Origin of the sequence: Paenibacillus sp. EKM206P (assembly GCF_011066155.1) — a bacterium.
Taxonomy (GTDB): Bacteria; Bacillota; Bacilli; order Paenibacillales; family Paenibacillaceae; genus Paenibacillus; species Paenibacillus polymyxa_D.
On record NZ_JAAMNQ010000003.1, the window covers coordinates 257,024 to 275,236 of the forward strand.

Annotated in this window: 18 protein-coding genes and 2 pseudogenes; 6 read left to right on the forward strand and 14 right to left on the reverse strand. The window is 43.1% G+C overall.

Translation table 11 applies throughout. The features are described from left to right. Positions 1–19: 19 nt before the first annotated feature. From G9G53_RS07865 to metH, 9 genes are all read right to left on the reverse strand, one after another. Entirely contained in the window at positions 20–1,078 is a 1,059-nt protein-coding gene (locus G9G53_RS07865) for an SAM-dependent methyltransferase (protein WP_165146666.1), read from the reverse strand. Positions 1,079–1,100: 22 nt separating this feature from the next. Then, a complete protein-coding gene (locus tag G9G53_RS07870) occupies positions 1,101–1,874 on the reverse strand; it encodes an ABC transporter ATP-binding protein (RefSeq protein WP_165146684.1) in 774 nt (257 codons plus the stop codon). Then, the gene (locus G9G53_RS07875; protein WP_029517421.1) at positions 1,871–2,185 is read right to left on the reverse strand and encodes a thioredoxin family protein; all 315 of its coding nucleotides are present in this window, start codon (positions 2,183–2,185) and stop codon (positions 1,871–1,873) included. Before G9G53_RS07875 ends, G9G53_RS07870 begins: the two co-directional genes overlap by 4 nt. Next, positions 2,182–2,520, reverse strand: a complete 339-nt coding sequence (locus G9G53_RS07880) for a cyclic-phosphate processing receiver domain-containing protein (protein WP_029517420.1) — start codon at positions 2,518–2,520, stop codon at positions 2,182–2,184. The genes G9G53_RS07875 and G9G53_RS07880 overlap by 4 nt, the downstream gene beginning before the upstream one ends. A 71-nt stretch (positions 2,521–2,591) precedes the next feature. After that, positions 2,592–3,440 (reverse strand): deoxyribonuclease IV, encoded by an 849-nt coding sequence (locus G9G53_RS07885; protein ID WP_185156338.1) that lies wholly within the window; start codon positions 3,438–3,440, stop codon positions 2,592–2,594. Next, positions 3,430–4,248, reverse strand: a complete 819-nt coding sequence (locus G9G53_RS07890; protein ID WP_025724124.1) for an Fpg/Nei family DNA glycosylase — start codon at positions 4,246–4,248, stop codon at positions 3,430–3,432. The genes G9G53_RS07885 and G9G53_RS07890 overlap by 11 nt, the downstream gene beginning before the upstream one ends. A gap of 73 nt (positions 4,249–4,321) precedes the next feature. After that, on the reverse strand, positions 4,322–5,170 hold the full coding sequence (locus G9G53_RS07895; RefSeq protein WP_081317588.1) for a TIGR01457 family HAD-type hydrolase: 849 nt from the start codon (positions 5,168–5,170) through the stop codon (positions 4,322–4,324). A gap of 464 nt (positions 5,171–5,634) precedes the next feature. After that, a complete protein-coding gene (rnz, locus tag G9G53_RS07900) occupies positions 5,635–6,564 on the reverse strand; it encodes a ribonuclease Z (protein ID WP_165146687.1) in 930 nt (309 codons plus the stop codon). Positions 6,565–6,643: 79 nt separating this feature from the next. Beyond that, a complete protein-coding gene (gene metH / locus G9G53_RS07905) occupies positions 6,644–10,084 on the reverse strand; it encodes a methionine synthase (protein ID WP_165146690.1) in 3,441 nt (1,146 codons plus the stop codon). Positions 10,085–10,365: 281 nt separating this feature from the next. On the opposite strand from metH, the gene G9G53_RS07910 reads away from it, so the two are divergent. Continuing rightward, entirely contained in the window at positions 10,366–10,908 is a 543-nt protein-coding gene (locus G9G53_RS07910; protein WP_069011697.1) for a 1,2-dihydroxy-3-keto-5-methylthiopentene dioxygenase, read from the forward strand. A gap of 99 nt (positions 10,909–11,007) precedes the next feature. Here the strand turns inward: G9G53_RS07910 and G9G53_RS07915 are convergent, their stop codons facing one another. The 4 genes from G9G53_RS07915 to G9G53_RS07930 all read right to left on the reverse strand — a co-directional run bounded on the left by G9G53_RS07915 (position 11,008) and on the right by G9G53_RS07930 (position 13,271). Beyond that, a complete protein-coding gene (locus G9G53_RS07915) occupies positions 11,008–11,802 on the reverse strand; it encodes an HAD family hydrolase (protein WP_029517414.1) in 795 nt (264 codons plus the stop codon). A gap of 155 nt (positions 11,803–11,957) precedes the next feature. Continuing rightward, positions 11,958–12,467: a hypothetical protein gene (locus G9G53_RS07920; RefSeq protein WP_025724118.1), complete on the reverse strand. Its 510-nt coding sequence runs from the start codon at positions 12,465–12,467 to the stop codon at positions 11,958–11,960. A 120-nt stretch (positions 12,468–12,587) separates the two neighbouring features. Then, entirely contained in the window at positions 12,588–12,794 is a 207-nt protein-coding gene (locus tag G9G53_RS07925; RefSeq protein WP_013310543.1) for a DUF896 domain-containing protein, read from the reverse strand. Between the two features lie 108 nt (positions 12,795–12,902). Then, positions 12,903–13,271: a LysM peptidoglycan-binding domain-containing protein gene (locus tag G9G53_RS07930; RefSeq protein ID WP_039271343.1), complete on the reverse strand. Its 369-nt coding sequence runs from the start codon at positions 13,269–13,271 to the stop codon at positions 12,903–12,905. A gap of 186 nt (positions 13,272–13,457) precedes the next feature. Here G9G53_RS07930 and lexA point away from each other — a divergent pair, with 186 nt between their 5' ends. From lexA to G9G53_RS07955, 5 genes and pseudogenes are all read left to right on the forward strand, one after another. Beyond that, entirely contained in the window at positions 13,458–14,084 is a 627-nt protein-coding gene (lexA, locus tag G9G53_RS07935; protein ID WP_013310545.1) for a transcriptional repressor LexA, read from the forward strand. 279 nt (positions 14,085–14,363) lie between these two features. Beyond that, a complete protein-coding gene (locus G9G53_RS07940; protein ID WP_029517411.1) occupies positions 14,364–14,666 on the forward strand; it encodes a hypothetical protein in 303 nt (100 codons plus the stop codon). Positions 14,667–14,901: 235 nt separating this feature from the next. Next, complete coding sequence (locus G9G53_RS07945) at positions 14,902–15,066, forward strand: hypothetical protein (protein ID WP_013310546.1); 165 nt, start codon at positions 14,902–14,904, stop codon at positions 15,064–15,066. A 40-nt stretch (positions 15,067–15,106) separates the two neighbouring features. Beyond that, the gene (locus tag G9G53_RS07950) at positions 15,107–15,247 is read left to right on the forward strand and encodes a hypothetical protein (RefSeq protein ID WP_165146693.1); all 141 of its coding nucleotides are present in this window, start codon (positions 15,107–15,109) and stop codon (positions 15,245–15,247) included. 229 nt (positions 15,248–15,476) lie between these two features. After that, positions 15,477–16,016: pseudogene (locus G9G53_RS07955) on the forward strand (GNAT family N-acetyltransferase). A 221-nt stretch (positions 16,017–16,237) separates the two neighbouring features. Here the strand turns inward: G9G53_RS07955 and tet are convergent. Then, positions 16,238–17,615, reverse strand: a pseudogene (gene tet / locus G9G53_RS07960) (Tet(L)/Tet(K)/Tet(45) family tetracycline efflux MFS transporter). Between the last annotated feature and the right edge of the window lie 598 nt (positions 17,616–18,213).

Consider the following 18,213-nt stretch of genomic DNA (forward strand, 5'->3'; position numbering starts at 1 on the left):
CTGTATCTATTGTAAAGTGTTATTTTCCATACTTAATCATGTACAGGGTAATCTCATCTCGATTATGGAATAGCTGCTTAGCTCGCTGAATCTGCATGCCGGACTCCTCAAATGAAGCAATTACATCATGAATGAGCGCCAAGGGCTTTTTATGCATTAGCTTGACCGTAACGATAGCAGTACCACCGCTTCGCAAACTATATAGTAAATCAGTAACGAGCCTTGCCATTTGCTTAGGACTCCAGCTCATATCACAAACCAGCAGATCGAACGAATTCTCTTTAAATTTGACTTCACTTGCATTTTTACGCAAAAAAGTCAGATTGGCGTACTTCATCAGTGATGGCTCCATCTTTGCCGGATCAACCGCAGTAACTTTCAGTCCCCGCTCCAGTAAGAAGGAAGTCCATCCACCCGGTGCTGCCCCAATATCCAGTCCCTGATGGAAAGCGCCAAAATCTATGCCGAACGTTACTTCTGCTTCCAATAGCTTGAATTTGGCACGGGAAATTTGTCCGTCTTCTTTCTGAAAACGAACCGCACCTCCGCTCCAATCCGATAGGTTGTCCTCAGGACGTGATACACCTGCATACCACGTATCTGTATCTGCAAAAACGGACACAATAACATCGGCGCCTTGTACTGTTTGCTCCATAGGTAGATCACTTAATTGTTCACTCAAAGCCTGCTTAAGTGCACCTGCGCTTTCAGTCCAGCTGCTATTAGATCCTTTGCGCACCTGTAAAGAAACACGTTGATCCATCAGTTCCTTGCGGTTACGGATGAATGCAACCAGACGCTCCTGCACCTGAACCAGATCCGTTCCTTCTTCCTGAAAATGAACAGGAAACAAGTGACGTAAAAACATCGGCGGCTGACCTGTAATTGTCCTCACTGCCTCAATTTCTTCCGCAGGTAATGTAGCCAGAAAAATTTCACCAGGTAAAAGCATCGTACTTTTCACAGAGCCAAATATTCTTCTAAGCTCCTCTTGAGCATAGGGTGCAAAACCGTGATTGGCCGTACAAATAAATCTTGATGATGACAAAGTAGATTCACTTTGTTCATCTGTACTCATATATAGTTCCTCCAAAATAACATTACCCTCCAGCGCACACCCGAATCCAGGGACGTTCTCCATCCCAATCCAGCTCAACCGAAACTTCATATGTGTGCATAATCAATTCTTTCGTTAAAACTTCTTTTTTCGGTCCAGCTGCTGCAACCTTACCATCACGAATCAATGCAACATGTGTAAATAGGGGGACAATCTCCTCAATGTGATGAGTCACATAGACCACTGATAAGTCCCGCTTGCGGAGCCGATCAATCTCGACCAGCATTTTTTCCCGCTCAAATAGATCCAACCCAGCACAAGGCTCGTCCATAATTAGCAGACGGGGTTCCGCCATCAGTGAGCGGGCCAACATCACCTTTTTACGTTCTCCTTGAGATAACGTCCCCAGCGGATGATGAATCAAGTCACCTAAATTCATACCCTCCAGCAAAGATATGGCCTTTTCTTTTGCCTCTGTTGGAATTTCCAGATAAAAGCGCAAAAAAGCATACGCACCTGTAGCGACTACTTCCCAAACTGGATCTTTTAGCGCCAGCTTTTCCAATAAGGTCTGACTGATATATCCGATCTGCTTGCGGACCTCCCGCACATCACATTGACCATACATTTGCCCAAGCACTTCAACCGTACCACGACTTGGAAACATATACCCTGTCATCATTTCCAGCAAAGTTGTTTTACCGGAACCATTGCGACCCAGAATAGCCCAATGTTGACCTTCTCGTATATCCAGGCTTACATCGTCCAATATCCGTCTTTCTTCCCGCTGCAACGTAATGCTCTTCATGGATATCATTCCATCACGCTCCTTATTTTGCTCAGCAAGTGTTCTACAGATTCCATTTTGTAGATGATTTCAGGATTATTGTTTTCACCATTATATATAAGAAGCGCGGGAACGCTGGATATCCGGTACTCCTGTACCAGTTCAGGAATATAGTTAATGTTGCTCTGCACCACTGCTCCTTCGGGGAGCAAATGCTCTGCTACCTCCAGCATCTTACGGGCAGCCGCGCATGTTCCGCACATGGGAGTGTACACAAACAAAGCCAGCTTGCATCCCTCCCATATGGCACGGCGCGCGTCTTTTTGTCCGATCTCTTTCATTGTTCAGACCCTTTTCTGATCTCTCGCATACGCTCCTCGGGTATGGGCCCATTATGCACGGTGACTCCCTCTGGCTTATTCGCATAGAGCAGCTCATACATGGCTCGCCGCCCCTCTGGACTGGAGGAATGCAAGTAAATTTCACGCGGATATAACCGTTTCCCTGCGATAGCAGCAGCCACATCTTTTCCCGTGGGTTGACCTGAACCCAAATCATAATCTAGCGATAGTATCGTAATAGGATATTCATGAAGCAGCAGCAGACACTCTTCCGCATCTCTTGCCAGCTTAAAGCCCGGAGGACAAGGCCGATAATCGTCCATAAACAAATACATCAACTTCTCCTCCTTTTCCCATATATGCAAGCTCACATGCCTCAAAGATAGTTATTATCAATCAGATTGATTTACTCCCAGCTTAGAATCATTTGAATATCCTCCTGATGTGTTCCATCAGGTCCCGTCTCACTCTCCAAAACGATAGGAATGCCTCTTACAGCCTCCTGATCTGTCATCCAGCGCATGCCCTCAGTACCAATGTAACCTTGCCCCACACGAGCGTGTCTGTCTTTTTTAGAGCCATACGGGTATTTAGAATCGTTCAAGTGAACTCCGCATAGAGCTGACCAATAGCCGAGACGGTTTCCTTTATCAATCAAAGCCTCGTCCATTCCACCGTTCCACAATCCTGCTGCATACGCATGACAAGTGTCCAAGCAAAAGCCGATACTGTCAGGATACCGGCACAACTGACGGATTTGCACCATTTCCTCAAGCGTGGTTCCCATAGGTCCATGATCCCCCGCCTGATTTTCAATCAATATTTTAGCATTTCCCTGCCAGCCTTCCAGCACATCATTAAAACAGTTAATGATGTTACGATAGCCCTCTAGAGGGTCTAACGAATGCATGTGACCAAAATGAACGACAATCCCTTTTGACCCACAGGCTTCAGCAATATCCAGATCATTGCGTAATGAAGCAATCGTCAGCTCATAAAGTTCCTGACCACGCTCAGACCCATGAGCCGGATTAACGGGATATGGCGAATGAGCAATGGATTGAAGCTGGTGCTCTACACAGTAAGCGTTGCAAGCAGCAGCATCAGTAGCACTCCATTCCTTCAGTCTCAGACTACGAGGATTTTTCGGGAAATATTGAAATGAACGCCCCTCCTGCTCTCGCGCACGCATAGCGGCTTTGAAAAAGCCACCACGCGTACTCACATGGGAGCCGATGAGCAATTTAGGCATCATGCTGCTGTACCGGGCAATAAAATGCTTTTTTCCCCGCCAGTTCAACCCTTACAATTTTTCCGCCACTTGGAGATTCTTCTCCTTCGCGGTCATATACTCGACACTGATGATCAAATCCACCTGTTAGCGTGTCTCCCTCCATTAGAGGCATTTCCATGTACCCGCCTTCCGCAGTAGCTTCACGTAGTACGGATTGAGTGGCATGGTATAGCTTTTCCACTTTTTCTGGCGACTGCACAATGTTTTGTACTTTGGAACCCGGTGTAAATCCGGCGATATAAGCAATTTCGTCCGAATAACAATTGCCAATACCTGAAAAAATCTGCTGATTCACCAGTGTTGTTTTTAAAATCCCCCGGCGTCCCTTCAGCCGTGCTGTAAACTTTTCCAACGTCATGCGGCGGTCTAACGGGTCAGGTCCCAGGTCTGACAAAGCCTCCTCTGTTTCTTTAGCCGTCAGCAAGTGCAGATAACCTAAGCGCAGTCCGATAAAATAAAGCTTTACTCCACTAAAATCTAATTCGATCTGAACTGTACGATCTGGACGCTGCTCCTCCGTTCCCAGAAATAACAGCCCTCCCAACATCAGATGAAGTACGAGCCGTCCGCCCGTGTTTAAATGAAAAATCAAATGCTTGCCTCGACGCTCTAAATATACAACGGTCGTTCCGAGCAATTGCTTCTCAAACGTTTCCACTTCAGTATTAATGGACTTTTCACGGCTAACCGTCACTCCAGTAATCGGAATGTCCAAAATTTGTTTGGATAATAAGATTCTGTAGTTTTCCATTTCAGGAAGTTCCGGCATATCAACATCTTTCCTTTCGTAGCTACATAGCTTTTAATGCTCGCAAGTTTTCTAAGGCATATACTTTTTTCTATTATCTCAGCTCTTCTTTCATCCAGTCCTGCAATTCAGCGAGATTTTCAAACATCAGGTCAGGTTTTACTCCAACGGTACGCACATGCTCGTCCATATTAGCGCGGGTCGTCACGCCCGACAGGATCAGAGCTGTTTTACAACCTGCTGCTGCACCTGCCGCAATATCTGTAAGCATATTATCGCCCACAACCAGAGCTTCATCCGCCCTAATGTTTAAGCGGTTCAGTGCATAATTCATCAATACGCTTGAAGGCTTACCGATGACAATAGGCTTTACCTGTGAAGCCGCTTCAATTGCTGCTCCAATCGTACCTGCTCCTGGCGTTAGCCCATCATGTGAAGGCAATTGGAGATCCGGGTTTGTCAAAATAAAAGTGGCTCCTTCCCGAATCCAACGCATGGCAGCGGCCAGCGCATCATATGTAAATTGACGATCTATCCCCTGCACCACATAATCAGGATGGTTCTCAACAAGCTGCAAACCGGCTCCTGTGAGTGCATCACGTAATCCTGTCTCACCAATACAATATACACGAGCTCCAGGACTTTGCTGTGCTACATATTGTGCAGCTGCTAACGCCGAAGTATATACTTCATGGCTGGCCGCTTTAATTCCCATACCAACCAAATGCTCAGCCACCGATTCGGGTGTGCGTGAAGCATTGTTTGTAACATAAGCATAAGGTATCTGGTCTGTACGCAATCGGGATATGAACAGATCCGCACCCTTGATCATCCGATTTCCATGATAAAGGGTTCCATCCAGATCAATTAGTAACGATTTTATCGCAATCCCCTCCCCCACTTCAAATCCATTCACATCATAGCATTGAAAATTATAATTCATCCTATGAACGATGTTCTCCTTCTTATTTAACCACCTTAATGATTCAGGTTATAAAATAATCGGCTGTCTCCATTCATCCCATCTATCTTAAGTCAAAAATGCTTATGAAGTCCATGAATTGCTGGTAAACCGTGCAAAATAGCGCCATTCCTCGCTAAAAGCCGTCGCTTTCACATGACATAAGTTCACATCTTCGTCGAAATCCATCGAAGGCGCTATTTCCTCAAAGGAAATCTTCTGTATTTCCTGATCATGCTCAAGACATAAAATCCTTTAAATTCGATATATAGAAACGCGAATATGACATACCTCCATATGTGGTAGAACAAATTCATCCCCACCACCGTGTACGGGTTCTCATCTCTTGTCGCATCCTGCGCTTTCCCGGAAAATAATTTCGGTGAAAAACAAAGGCACCGGAGCAAGCCCCGGTACCCATGCACATATCTTTCTCCAATCGTTTATTAACCGATATCGGGTACCGGTAACAACACATGCTGCTCCGCAAGCAATGAATTGGGAAATATGCTTCGCGCTTCCTCCAGCAATGGCTGAAGCTGCTCCTGATCTTTATACCTAGAACTAAAATGTGTCATGATTAGCTGACCCGCACCTGCGGCTTTTGCAGCCTCCGCTGCCTGAAGCGCCGTACTATGATGATACTCGTACGCTGTATCTACCAGTTCATGCAGAAAAGTGGCTTCATGAACGACGACAGTTGCATCTTGAGCCAGCACTACCGTATTCGGGCAAGGTCTCGTATCCCCCAAAATCGTGATGATACGCCCCTTTTTCGGCGAACCCAAAACATCCTGAGGGTGCAAAATAACTCCACCCTCTACCTCCACGCTTTCCCCACGCTTTAACTTACCGTACACCGGGCCGGGCTTGATTCCATATCGCTCCAACAGTTCTTGGTTAAGCTTACCGGGCTTATCCATCTCTACAACTCGGTAGCCATAGCTGTCGATCCGATGATCCAGCAAAGCTGACTCTACCCGGAATTGTCCGTCATCAAACAGAACCCCGCCCGTATGCTCCACAATATGTAGTTGGTAATTGATACGCGATTGGCTGATCCCTAAAGATAGCTCAATATATTGCTGGATTCCAGGCGGTCCATATACCGTCAGTGGTGTCGTTCCCCCCTGGTACGCTCTGCTCGACAGCAGCCCCGGCAGACCAAAAAGATGATCCCCATGCAAATGGGTGATAAATATTTTTTCAAGTCTGCTTAGTTTGAGCGGCGAACGCAATACCTCTTGTTGAGTGCCTTCACCGCAGTCGAACAGCCACATGCTTCTTCGTTCTTCCAGCAAACGAAGAGCGATGGACGTTACATTTCGCTGAATCGTAGGCACCCCTGCATTTGTACCGAGAAAATAAAATTCCATAACATTAACCTTCTTCCTGCTGACCAGCAAAAAACCTCCGAAGCTCGGAGGGTATTTGCTATCCCATCTGATAAAGGTGTTAAACCTTTTCGACGTTAAAATACTGCGCCTGAGGGTGGCTGAACACCATGGCTGATACAGAAGCCTCCGGTTCCATCATAAACCCTTCCGTCAGCTCAACGCCAATATCCTCAGGTTTTAACAACTGGAACAACGGCCCCTGTTCCTCCAGATCTGGACATGCAGGGTAGCCAAAGGATACCCGAATGCCTTGATATCTGGCACCGTGCCGCTGTTTCATTGTCATATCGGCAGGGTCCGGAAAACCCCAGCTATCCCTGATAATATGGTGAAGCCGTTCCGCTAACCCTTCTGCTACTTCGAGTGCTACCGCTTGAAGTGCATGCGAGCGCAGATAATCCCCTTTATCTTTCCACTGGGTAGATATCTGCTGAATCCCATGACCAGCTGTAACGACCATGAAACCCACATAGTCCATAACTCCGGATTCCACTGATTTCAAGAAATCAGCCAGACACAGATAAGGCTCTACCTGCTGGCGCGGAAATGTAAATGTGTGCAGTACCTTGCTCACATCCGACGGATCATAGATCAGAATTTGATTCCCTTGCGACTGCGCTGGAAAGAAACGATACATGGCATGTGCCTGGATGATTCCGTCTGTCACAGCTTCAAACATGATGCTGTCCACGGTTTCCTTCAACTGAATCGCTTTCGGATCTTCCGAAGCCAGCAGCTGCTCAACATTGCCTTTTAAACCAAGATGATGCCCCATTAGCATCTGCATATTCACGTAAGGCAAAATATAATTCAGTGGATAGTTACGCAGTACATGGCGATCCGTATCTGGTGGAATATAGACGGGCAGATCCTGAGCAATGTTAGAGCGCACAGCTCGAGTGAGTTTAGGGAGCGGCTTGGCTTCCACGACGATTGCCGCTTCAGCTTCTCGCTCAGCCTCCATCTCCTCGGCCATTTTTTTACGGGACTCAGGATTCATAAGCTTATTGGCAATATCTAGGCCATCCATAGCATCCTTTGCATAGGCAACCAGACCATCATACTCAGGACGGATACGATTTTTAGTGAACTTACGTGTTAAAGCAGCTCCACCCACCATTATTGGAATATCAATATTCGCATTTTTCAAATCCTGTGCGGTCAGCACCATTTGTTGTGCCGATTTAACAAGCAACCCGGATAAGCCAATCATGTCGGCCTTTTCTTCACGGTAAGCCTCAATAATGCGTTCTGGTGGTACTTTTATACCCAGATTCACAATATGGTAACCATTGTTGGATAGAATAATCTCCACCAGATTCTTACCAATGTCATGCACATCACCTTTGACTGTAGCCAACAAAATCTTACCTTTTACTGAGGATTCATTCTTCTCCATGAACGGCTCTAAATAAGCCACGGACGCCTTCATCACTTCAGCGCTTTGCAGCACCTCTGCTACAATCAATTCGTTATTGTTAAACAGTCGTCCTACTTCCTCCATCCCCTTCATCAGCGGGCCGTTAATAATCTCCAGCGAAGAATATTTCACAAGCGCTTGCTCCAGATCCGGAATGAGTCCCTCCTTACTTCCCTCCACTACGTAGGAAGCCAGTCTTTCTTCGAGCGAAAGGTTTGATATCTTTTCTTTTTTCTCCACTTTCTTGTTACGAAAAGCTGCTACAAAAGCGGATAAAGTATCGTCATTTGTTTTATAGATCAAGTCTTCCGCAAGTTTCCGCTCATGCTCTGGAATGGATGCATAACGCTCAAGCTTCTCAGTGTTTACAATCGCATAGTCCAGACCTGCTTTGGTACATTCATATAAGTAGACGGAATTGAGCACTTCACGACCCGCTTCCGGCAAACCAAAAGAAACGTTACTGATGCCCAAGATAGTATGCACTCCGGGAAGCGCCTCTTTAATAATGCGAATACCCTCAATCGTTTCCTTAGCTGAACCGATATATTGCTCATCACCTGTTCCTACTGGAAATACAAGCGTATCAAAAATTAGATCCTCCGCTGCCAAACCGTAACGGTTCACCAACAGATCATAAGAACGTTTAGCTACCTCAAGCTTATCCTCACGTGAAATAGCCTGTCCGCGTTCATCAATCGTACCAACAACAACAGCGGCGCCGTACTTATGAATAAGAGGAGCCATGTTCTCAAATTTCTCTTCACCATCCTCCAAATTAATGGAGTTAATAATTGCCTTACCTTGCGAATATTGAAGTGCTTTATCAATGACTTTTATATCCGTGGTATCAATCACCAAAGGTACTTTTACCTTGTTTACAACCAGTTTCAAGAACGCTTCCATATCCGTCATTTCATCGCGATCCGGGTCCTGCACACAAATATCAATGACATGCGCTCCGCTTTTTACCTGAGCGCGGGCAATTTCAGATGCCTCTTCATATTTGCCTTCCACGATCAAACGCTTGAATTTGCGGGAGCCCAGAACATTCGTTCGCTCACCAACCATATACGGACGATTGTCCTGTTCAATATATACAGGCTCAATGCCTGATACGGCAGGAGGATGATGACCTACCAGCGGACGTGGCTCAAACTGCGCCATACTTTCACTCATAACTCGAATATGCTCAGGCGTGGTACCACAACAACCCCCAGCAATATTCAGCCAGCCTTTTTCAGCGAAAGCAGCCATTTTACGTGCTAATGAATCAGGCGATTCATGGTATTGGCCATTTTCATCGGGCAAGCCCGCATTTGGATAACAGCTAATAGCTGCAGAGGACATTTCAGACAGAGAGCGAATATGATCACGCATAAACTCTGGACCTGTAGCACAATTCAATCCAATCGAAATGGGATGTAAGTGTTCAAGTGATATGCAAAAGGATTCGATATTTTGTCCGGCCAACGTCGTTCCCATAGGCTCAATCGTGCCTGAAATCATTAGCGGAAGCTCGATACCTGTCTGCTCAAAAGCCTGCCGAATTCCGATGCTTCCAGCCTTGACGTTAAGCGTATCCTGTGAGGTCTCCAAAAGGAGTACATCCACGCCGCCTTCAATAAGCGCCAAGGCCTGCTCTTGATAGCTGTCAATCAGCTCAGCAAATGTAACACCACCTGTGACAGACAAGGTTTTCGTGGTTGGGCCCATAGCTCCTACTACAAAACGAGGCTTGTCCGCAGTGCTGTATTTATCCACCGCGTTACGCGCCAGTTTGGCCGCCACCAGATTAATTTCACGGGCACGTTCCTGTATATCGTAATCCGCCAAAACGACGGATGTTGCTCCAAATGTATTCGTTTCAATTAGGTCTGCCCCAGCCTTCAAGTAGGCTTCATGAATCCCTTGAATGACATCCGGTCTCGTTAAGACCAGCATTTCATTACAGCCCTCCAGCTCTTCCCCACCAAAATCATCGGGGGAAAGGTCTTCCTGTTGAATCATGGTGCCCATGGCCCCATCAAGAAGGAGTATTCTTCGTTGTAATGCATCCTGCAAGCTAACTTTATCCAAATTTCTTCACCCCCGCAAAACGTTAAATCCTAGTTTAGCAGAAACCGTATCATTTAGATAGATTGAAGTAAAAACATACGTTTTATACAGGTTGTTCTTTGTAAAAATGACTTCTCTAATCCATTTTTATAGTTTGTAGCATTTTAGAACGTACTTAACCCTGTATCCTTTAGCTATAGCCATTTGCATTATAAAATGTTGAAATCCTGTATTGTACAACGTTTCAAGACATGGTATTCTTTATATAACATTAATCCAAGTGGAAAAGAGGGAATAGATACATGGCCGAAATCTTAATACGTAATACGAATGAAAGAATTAACGGTGAAGAACAAGTACGTGAATTTCTGGAGAGTCACGAGATATTGTATGAACATTGGGATGCTTCCAAATTGTCCGGGGAGCTGCAAGAGAACTTTACCTTAACAGATGATCAAAAGGCCGCTGTTCTCAAAACATTTGAACCCGAAATCAAGGATTTAGCCGCACGTCGCGGATATAAAATATGGGACGTTATCACTCTATCTGAAGCAACGCCGAATTTGGACGAGCTGCTGGCCAAGTTTGAGCAAATTCACACCCATACCGAGGATGAAATCCGTGCCATTGTCGCTGGTAAAGGCATCTTTATCATTAAAGGACCTGAAGAGATCGGCTATTTTAACGTAGAGCTTTCACCGGGGGACGTTATCTCCGTACCCGAAAATATACCTCACTTCTTCACTTTAATGGAGAATCAAAAGATCGTGGCAGTCCGCTTGTTCATTGAAGAAAATGGCTGGATTGCGGAACCGTTCGAAGATCCAACCTTCATTAAAGCATAATTACGAATTTATCCTTGTGTAAATAAAAAACTCCCTCTGCTCTGTGACAATCGAGCGAAGGGAGTTTTCTTAATACTCGTTTCTAAAGGTGTAGATTTCTTACTTTAACGACTGAATAATTCCATCCAATTCAGACAGATGCTTGATTTGAAACTTCGGCTTGATCTCTGTGGTATTGGTTTTGGCGTTTCGGTTCACCCACACCGAGTGAACACCTGCTGCCAACGCTCCTTGAATATCAGTCGTCAGCTTATCTCCTACCATTAAAGCATGTTCGGGCTCAATACCAAGAAGCCCCAACGCATGCTGGAATATAGACGGATCCGGCTTGCCTCGACCAAATGAACCTGAAATGACCACATGATCAAAGAAAGGAGCTAATTGAGGAACTCCATCCAGTTTCTCCTGTTGTAAATCAGGGGAACCGTTTGTCAACAATAACAGCTTGTACTGTCCCTTCAATTGTTCTAGAATTTCAAACGTTTCTTCATATACATGGGGACGCGCGCGTCTTTCCGAAGCAAATTGGGTAGCCAGCTTTTCCGCCAACTTCTCATTATCTATCCCTAGTTGCTGGAGTCCTCTGCGCCATGATTCCTTTCGATAAACAGGGGCCAACTGTTCCAATTGACGGAATTCAGGCTGCTCACCTGCTGTAAAATTCGCCCACAATCCTTCAAACGGATTAATGCCGATCATTTGAGTAAAACTAAAGGTTTCATAGGATTCATACAAAGCGCGTGCTTCTTTACGTACGGCTTCCTCCAGAGCTTTTGGATCAACACCTGCTTCACGGGAGCCTGTTTGACACGCTGCATCAAATGCCTCTTCTACACTACGTTCATCCCACAAAAGGGTATCATCAAGATCAAACATTACCGCCTGAATCGTCATCTGAATTATCCACTCTCTTTCCACAGTATATGTACGCCTATTTGCTTGATTAAGCATTTGAATCGTTATGTGTGCCCATATTAAGCAAGCGGCCGCAGCATGTTATATGAAATAACATCATACGGCCTTTGTTACAGAGCTACAGGCTAAATCAGTTATTTCTTGTCAACCTGTATCTGATTGGATAGCGCAAACTTCTCAAGTCGCTCTGCAATGGCATCCGTGTCATAGCGACCTAATGATTTTGTGAAAATAAAATTACCACCCTTACCTTTTCTTTCAACGGTTACGTAACCCTTTTCAATCTTGATGGCTTTCATGTCCCCTGCCGTCATTGGACGTTCTCTACCACCTTTCAGCATATAGAGAGTATCCTTTCCCACTTTCAGATAAGGACGACGGATAAAAAAGATAACAGCCAACATCAAGTACAGGCCGAATACAAGCCAATCCATCCCTCGCATACCGGTCTTAGTCAAAAAGTAACTCATAAGCATGTACAATACAGAAAGACCAGCCAGCATAATTGGCACAGTAATGTTACGGCCACGGAAAATATCCATTGCAGAACCTGCGCCGCTAATGGTTTGAATACCTTGCTTTTTGCGCGATTTATTTAAATGCGCTGTGTTTTTGCGTACTTTTCTTTCAAATGATCGGGCCATCTCTCAATTCCTTCCCAGATATATTACATTAAAACAATTGCCTCAAAGCTGATCTATATAGATACCATGAGAGGTACCTAAAACAAAAGGCAAATTGCAGGCTTGGGCGCTTTAACAACATTAATGCTTCAGCCCGTCATTTCCCTTCGATGTATCATCGTCCACAAATTCAATCGTTTCAAGCTGCTGCCGAAAATTACGGCGAATGTTACCTAAATAAATTTCTCGAAGATTGGCGCGCTCTGTGGCTTCCTCTTCCGTCAAACCCTCGGATTTTGCTTTGCGCGCTAATTCATTAATGCGCTGTACCAAGCTGTCTATATCCAAATTGTGTCCCCTCCATAAAAGCAAAGATATAATACACTTTGACATGTAGAAAAGAGCTTGTCAAGGCTCCCGCATTACGCTCCCTGACAAGCTCTAATAGTCAATAGATCATAAGTCAGGAAGCTTGAGTACCTGACCTGCCTGCACTCCCCGATCCTCTAAACCGTTAATCCGCACAATTCCTTCTATATATACCCGTGTATCCATTCGTTCCGGTTTATGATTCGCGGCAATCTGCCACAACGTATCCCCAGGTTGTACCGTCAGTTTAGTCACTTCTTCCTTGGAAGCTGAAGGAGCCGCGAAAACCGTAAGTACACCTGCTCCTGCAATCCAAGCAACAATCACTATAATAAGAAGCTTAAGTAAAAGAGTATGGGTAATAATCTGCATAAAACGCGCCCTACCCTCTTTTCGGGTCTCCTGTAAATTTTCTATATTCATTGGAAAAATACTTTGATAGGTGCTATATTTCATCATGGCTGTGTCCTCCAAACGTTTGTTCTTATGTTTTCACAATATAACACGAACGTTTGTTTTGTTCAATAGAAAAGAGAACAAAAGTTCGCAATTTTTTTAGGGATTATTTAGAACTTATGTTTGTACGAACGGAGGTTCTATGCTATAATTTTCCCAAACGTTACTAAATGGGGTTGATACGGTATGTCTAAGATTTCGAGCCGCCAGCAGGCCATTCTTGAATTTATCCGCAATGAAGTGCGTCTAAAGGGATACCCCCCTTCTGTACGCGAAATAGGCGAGGCTGTCGGATTGGCCTCCAGTTCTACGGTTCACGGTCATTTGGATCGCTTAGAGAAAAAAGGACTCATTCGCCGCGATCCTACAAAACCACGGGCTATTGAGTTACTCGGTCAAGACGAATCGGATAACAGCAACTTGATTAATTACTCCATTAGTCGTGTCCCCGTCGTCGGCAAAGTAACCGCTGGTCTTCCTATTACGGCGACAGAAAATATTGAAGATTACTTTCCTCTTCCCCAACACTTTGTTGGTGAGGATAAAATATTCATGTTATCTGTTGTAGGCGAAAGCATGATTGAGGCTGGGATTGCTAACGGAGACTATGTAATCGTACGTCAGCAGCAGACCGCTGATAATGGCGATATTGTTGTAGCTATGACAGATGAAGACGAAGCTACAGTTAAAACCTTCTACAAAGAAAAAGATCATATCCGGCTTCAACCTGAAAATCCAGCCTTTGAACCGCTTCGTCTGACACACGTCAGTATTTTGGGCAAAGTTGTAGGACTCTTCCGGGACTTCCACTGATTTCTCGTTCTTCCTTCCCCGTTATTCTATCCCCTAATACAAAACCGGCTGCCTAGGGCAAGCCGGTTTTGTATTGTTATTATGCTTACTATGTATCTCACAACTATTCTTTCCTTTTTGCAACCTATTCCTATTGTATCTACTATAAAATCAGCCTCATCATCTCAAATAATCCCCCACTGATCTTGAACAGCTATACTGTTATGGGAAAAACTAATAGATCTTTCTTTTAGCTAAATATGGTATATTAATTACTCATAGCTCTGTAGGAGGAATTAAATGAAAAAAATAATAATTTCAGCGTTTGTTATGATATTTATCGTCGTAAGCTGTGCAGTTCCAACAATGGATCATTTGTATGCAGAAGAGAAATCACACATAACAACCTACGATCGTATTCAGTACATACAAATACTCATCCATTTCAGGTATTTAGAAAAGCAACTTGAAGCTGTAATTTCCGAAAGAAATAATTACCCAGAGGCCAGCCAAGAATATAAACAGCTCTCAGAACAACTGAATCATATTCTTGCCCAAGAGGCATACTACGAAAAAAAACTTAACACCCTTAATAGTAAATAATTTTCATACAAACTGCATATTATCTTTATTCTACACATTAGACTCATGCCGACCTGCCTGTAACATCTCCTGCAACGTAAAGTTGAAAAGGCGAAGACAGGTTCGCATGAGTTTTTTTGTTAACCTTTAGGGATATAGGTACTAGCTTCTTTTTGCTTCTAATAGATTTATGCTGATACATTACTATCACAATTGACATATATATATAGCAGAACTAAGCAAAGGAGATATGCAGATGATCAGAAATAGAGTTAAAACGTATAAGCATCGCATCGGGAAAAACAGATATCTGGTCGTTAAAGTCTTTCAAGCCGCAGCTGCTAAAACAGGAAGCGGAAATGCACTAGCAACCAATGCCTTGAATATCAAAATTTCCAAGCGTAAGCATAAACGCCACTAAGATTCAACCGCACCTTCATTTCTTGAAGGGAGGTGATATTATGAGCAGAAGACATTGCAGACGTGATTTAAGAAGAAGAAGATTGAACATCCGTTCCAATCAAAGAGCCACTGCGCGTGCAAGAGGTAACGCACTGGCTGTTAATTTGTTTAGCGTAAACGATAGACAACGCAGACGTTAATAATTGTTTCCATGCAAAAAGCGGGAGGAATTCTTCCTGCTTTTTTGTGTTAAATAGCACACCTAACTACTGCTATGAATCATTTAAGCAAGCGGAGGGGGATCTAAAATATCACACATAGTTGAACAGTCGCTACTATTTTACTCTTTTATAAATCTAACAGACAGGAAAAAGTGGTTCTCTTTTAGAATAATGTGCATAGAGAAATTAAACCAGAAGGAGACAAGCCATGATAATTAAAATGTCACTTTCAAATATGGGGGATTTTAAAAAGTCAAATGAGAATAACGGCTTTATTGTGTCAGGAAAAATTATACCTAAATACGAGAACAACATTTGGTCATATATATAAGAAAGTTTTCCCGAACCATATTTTAAACAGTATGAGGATGATGACGTCGATATCAGTTATATTAATGAACAAGGAAAATCTATTTTTTTATATTATGATGAGAACGACTGTGTTGGGAAAATTAAACTTTGTACTTATTGGAATGGCTATGCTCTAATTGAGGATATTGCCGTTGCTAAAGACTCGAGACACAAGGGAATCGGAGCAGCCTTATTGAGTAAAGCAACCGAGTGGGCTAAGCAGAATAATCTTGTTGGCCTTATGCTTGAAACACAGGATGTGAATATTTTAGCTTGTCGATTCTATGCTAAAAATAACTTTGTAATCGGCGGAGTTGATACTATGCTATATTCTAACTTTTCCACAGCCCATGAGAAAGCGATTTTTTGGTATTATAAGTTTAAGTATTCAAATTAGCCTATCCTTCTGTAATAAGGCCGAATTTAAAAACAATACCATCTTGTACGCACACTTTGCATTGCTACTTTTCCCGTATCTAGTAAAATCAAACTGATCAGCACACAAAACTCTGCCGACCAATTAAGGTTAGCAGAGCTTTTGATTTATTTTTAGAGTATTCACTTACTTCAAACGTGAGGATGCGATCATTTTCAGCATGTAATCCTTTTTTGCTCTTATCAGGAATCTGAAACTGAACGTTTATATACAATAACAGATAAAATCCCGCTAATTATAATGACCACTGAAAAAATCAATAACATATTGCTATATAAATAAGCAGATGGAAAATTAATGATTGGTATAAATTTTTGATGAATAAGACGTATTGACAATAAGCCTCCTACAACTGAAATCCCCGTTCCTTCTGATAAAAAGCTTATAAAATTAAGCAAGCTCATTCCTGCGCCAGCTTCTTCTTGTTTTAAACTACTTGAAACAATAGTGGATATTACTGTTTTAATAAAAGAAAGACCACCGAAAACAAAGACTAGAATAATAGACATCAGCCAAGGTGTCATTTCAATAAAGAAAGCAGCTACCAAAAAACTGACGGCAAGAAATGCAACGCCGACTGCTAGCACATGTAAGGAACCTTTCTTATCAACAAGTGCTCCTCCAAGAAAACCAAAGAAAATAACACTCATCGTTCCAGGAAAAATAATTCCACTGCCAATCATTGCGGTACTTAAGTGGTGAACGTCTTTCATCATATAAGGGACCATAGAAACAAATCCAGCTACGGTACCAAACATAAGCCCCCCACAAAGGATTCCTATCATAAATGCAGTATTTTCCCCCAATGAAGAATCAACAAAAGGATTGGTTACTTGTCTGATATGTTTTAAAAAGATCAAGAAAAATAGAACACTTATCACCAGAAAAGAAATTCTGTAAGAAGTTGTATACAACATAAACAATACAATACCTAGAGATATAAGCACGATTCCTGCAATGTCAAACGAGCCCTTTGAAATGACTTCCTTTTTCAATAATTTTATCAGGAAGGGAACAGTTACAAAAGTTAAAACAGGAAGAAGCAGTAAATAAGACCAATGAATATAATGAGCAATCACCCCACCAATAGCCGGTCCTATCCCTTCACCCATTGCTACGATAGACCCGATGAGGCCATATTGCCTTTCCCCTGTTTTCTTTTGGGATATAGCGAGCAACTACGACCATCACAAGTGAAGGAAATGCAGCTGCACCAATCCCTTGTATAAATCGTCCCAAGATAAGTGTTGGAAAAAAAGTATGTCCCACAAATCCAATTAATGATCCTATGCAATTCACTATGATTCCAAACAGGAGCAACCTTTTAATACCTAACTGATCAGATAACTTTCCGTATATAGCTGTTCCTATAGAAAAACTTAGCATAAAGGCAGTATTCACCCAATTTGTAATGGCTGGTGTCTTATTGAATTCATCAGCAATATCAGGTAAAGAGATATTAAGAACCATTTCATTTAACACACTAAAAAACGAAAGAACACAAAGCCACATTAAAATTTGGTTATAGCTCAAAACGGACTGTGAATAAGGGGTTTTCACTTTTGACCCTCCAGAAATAAGATACATTCAAGACATGAGTGTATCCTTGCTCCATATCATTGGAGGTTTAATACAGCGCCTATTTCCATACGAGAAAATGTAATGATCTTTTGGTCACCATCCCAGCCCCCTATGATTACAATATAGAGCGTATATCGCTCTTGTGGTCCCCTCTTCCAAAACCAGCAGACGCGCCTTTATGTCCATTACACTGCTACCTGTTCTTATCTCCAGTCCTTCATGTTGGACCACGTCATTGCTCAGTAGAATAATTGTACAGTATTGGTAATAGCGTTTTGATATAACAAAGCGTTCAGCTTCTTTATTACCTGTCGATTTCCGTATACTGTACAGATCAGAACAATGAACGATAAAAGCGGATACAACTATTGTGCAACAATAGCGGAATTAGACGGTTGCCAAAGTGACACTGAACTTTTACAGATGTTTATGATGGTGTACGTGAAGCCAAGGAGAAGAATATGGGGGCGATATTCCTGTGCCAGTAGGATAAGACAAGAACCTAATTAAGCGTACAATCGCAGCACGTTAGATACATTTAAACTAATCAGGAAATTATCCAAGTAGGAGGGAATAA

What these genes read in the sequence shown, in the direction of transcription:
- G9G53_RS07865 (WP_165146666.1), bottom strand. Translation starts at nt 1,078, where the DNA reads ATGAGTACAGATGAACAAAGTGAATCTACTTTGTCATCATCAAGATTT.
- G9G53_RS07870 (WP_165146684.1), bottom strand. Translation starts at nt 1,874, where the DNA reads ATGATATCCATGAAGAGCATTACGTTGCAGCGGGAAGAAAGACGGATA.
- G9G53_RS07875 (WP_029517421.1), bottom strand. Translation starts at nt 2,185, where the DNA reads ATGAAAGAGATCGGACAAAAAGACGCGCGCCGTGCCATATGGGAGGGA.
- G9G53_RS07880 (WP_029517420.1), bottom strand. Translation starts at nt 2,520, where the DNA reads ATGTATTTGTTTATGGACGATTATCGGCCTTGTCCTCCGGGCTTTAAG.
- G9G53_RS07885 (WP_185156338.1), bottom strand. Translation starts at nt 3,440, where the DNA reads ATGATGCCTAAATTGCTCATCGGCTCCCATGTGAGTACGCGTGGTGGC.
- G9G53_RS07890 (WP_025724124.1), bottom strand. Translation starts at nt 4,248, where the DNA reads ATGCCGGAACTTCCTGAAATGGAAAACTACAGAATCTTATTATCCAAA.
- G9G53_RS07895 (WP_081317588.1), bottom strand. Translation starts at nt 5,170, where the DNA reads ATGAATTATAATTTTCAATGCTATGATGTGAATGGATTTGAAGTGGGG.
- rnz (WP_165146687.1), bottom strand. Translation starts at nt 6,564, where the DNA reads ATGGAATTTTATTTTCTCGGTACAAATGCAGGGGTGCCTACGATTCAG.
- G9G53_RS07910 (WP_069011697.1), top strand. Translation starts at nt 10,366, where the DNA reads ATGGCCGAAATCTTAATACGTAATACGAATGAAAGAATTAACGGTGAA.
- G9G53_RS07915 (WP_029517414.1), bottom strand. Translation starts at nt 11,802, where the DNA reads ATGACGATTCAGGCGGTAATGTTTGATCTTGATGATACCCTTTTGTGG.
- G9G53_RS07920 (WP_025724118.1), bottom strand. Translation starts at nt 12,467, where the DNA reads ATGGCCCGATCATTTGAAAGAAAAGTACGCAAAAACACAGCGCATTTA.
- G9G53_RS07930 (WP_039271343.1), bottom strand. Translation starts at nt 13,271, where the DNA reads ATGAAATATAGCACCTATCAAAGTATTTTTCCAATGAATATAGAAAAT.
- lexA (WP_013310545.1), top strand. Translation starts at nt 13,458, where the DNA reads ATGTCTAAGATTTCGAGCCGCCAGCAGGCCATTCTTGAATTTATCCGC.
- G9G53_RS07940 (WP_029517411.1), top strand. Translation starts at nt 14,364, where the DNA reads ATGAAAAAAATAATAATTTCAGCGTTTGTTATGATATTTATCGTCGTA.
- G9G53_RS07945 (WP_013310546.1), top strand. Translation starts at nt 14,902, where the DNA reads ATGATCAGAAATAGAGTTAAAACGTATAAGCATCGCATCGGGAAAAAC.
- G9G53_RS07950 (WP_165146693.1), top strand. Translation starts at nt 15,107, where the DNA reads ATGAGCAGAAGACATTGCAGACGTGATTTAAGAAGAAGAAGATTGAAC.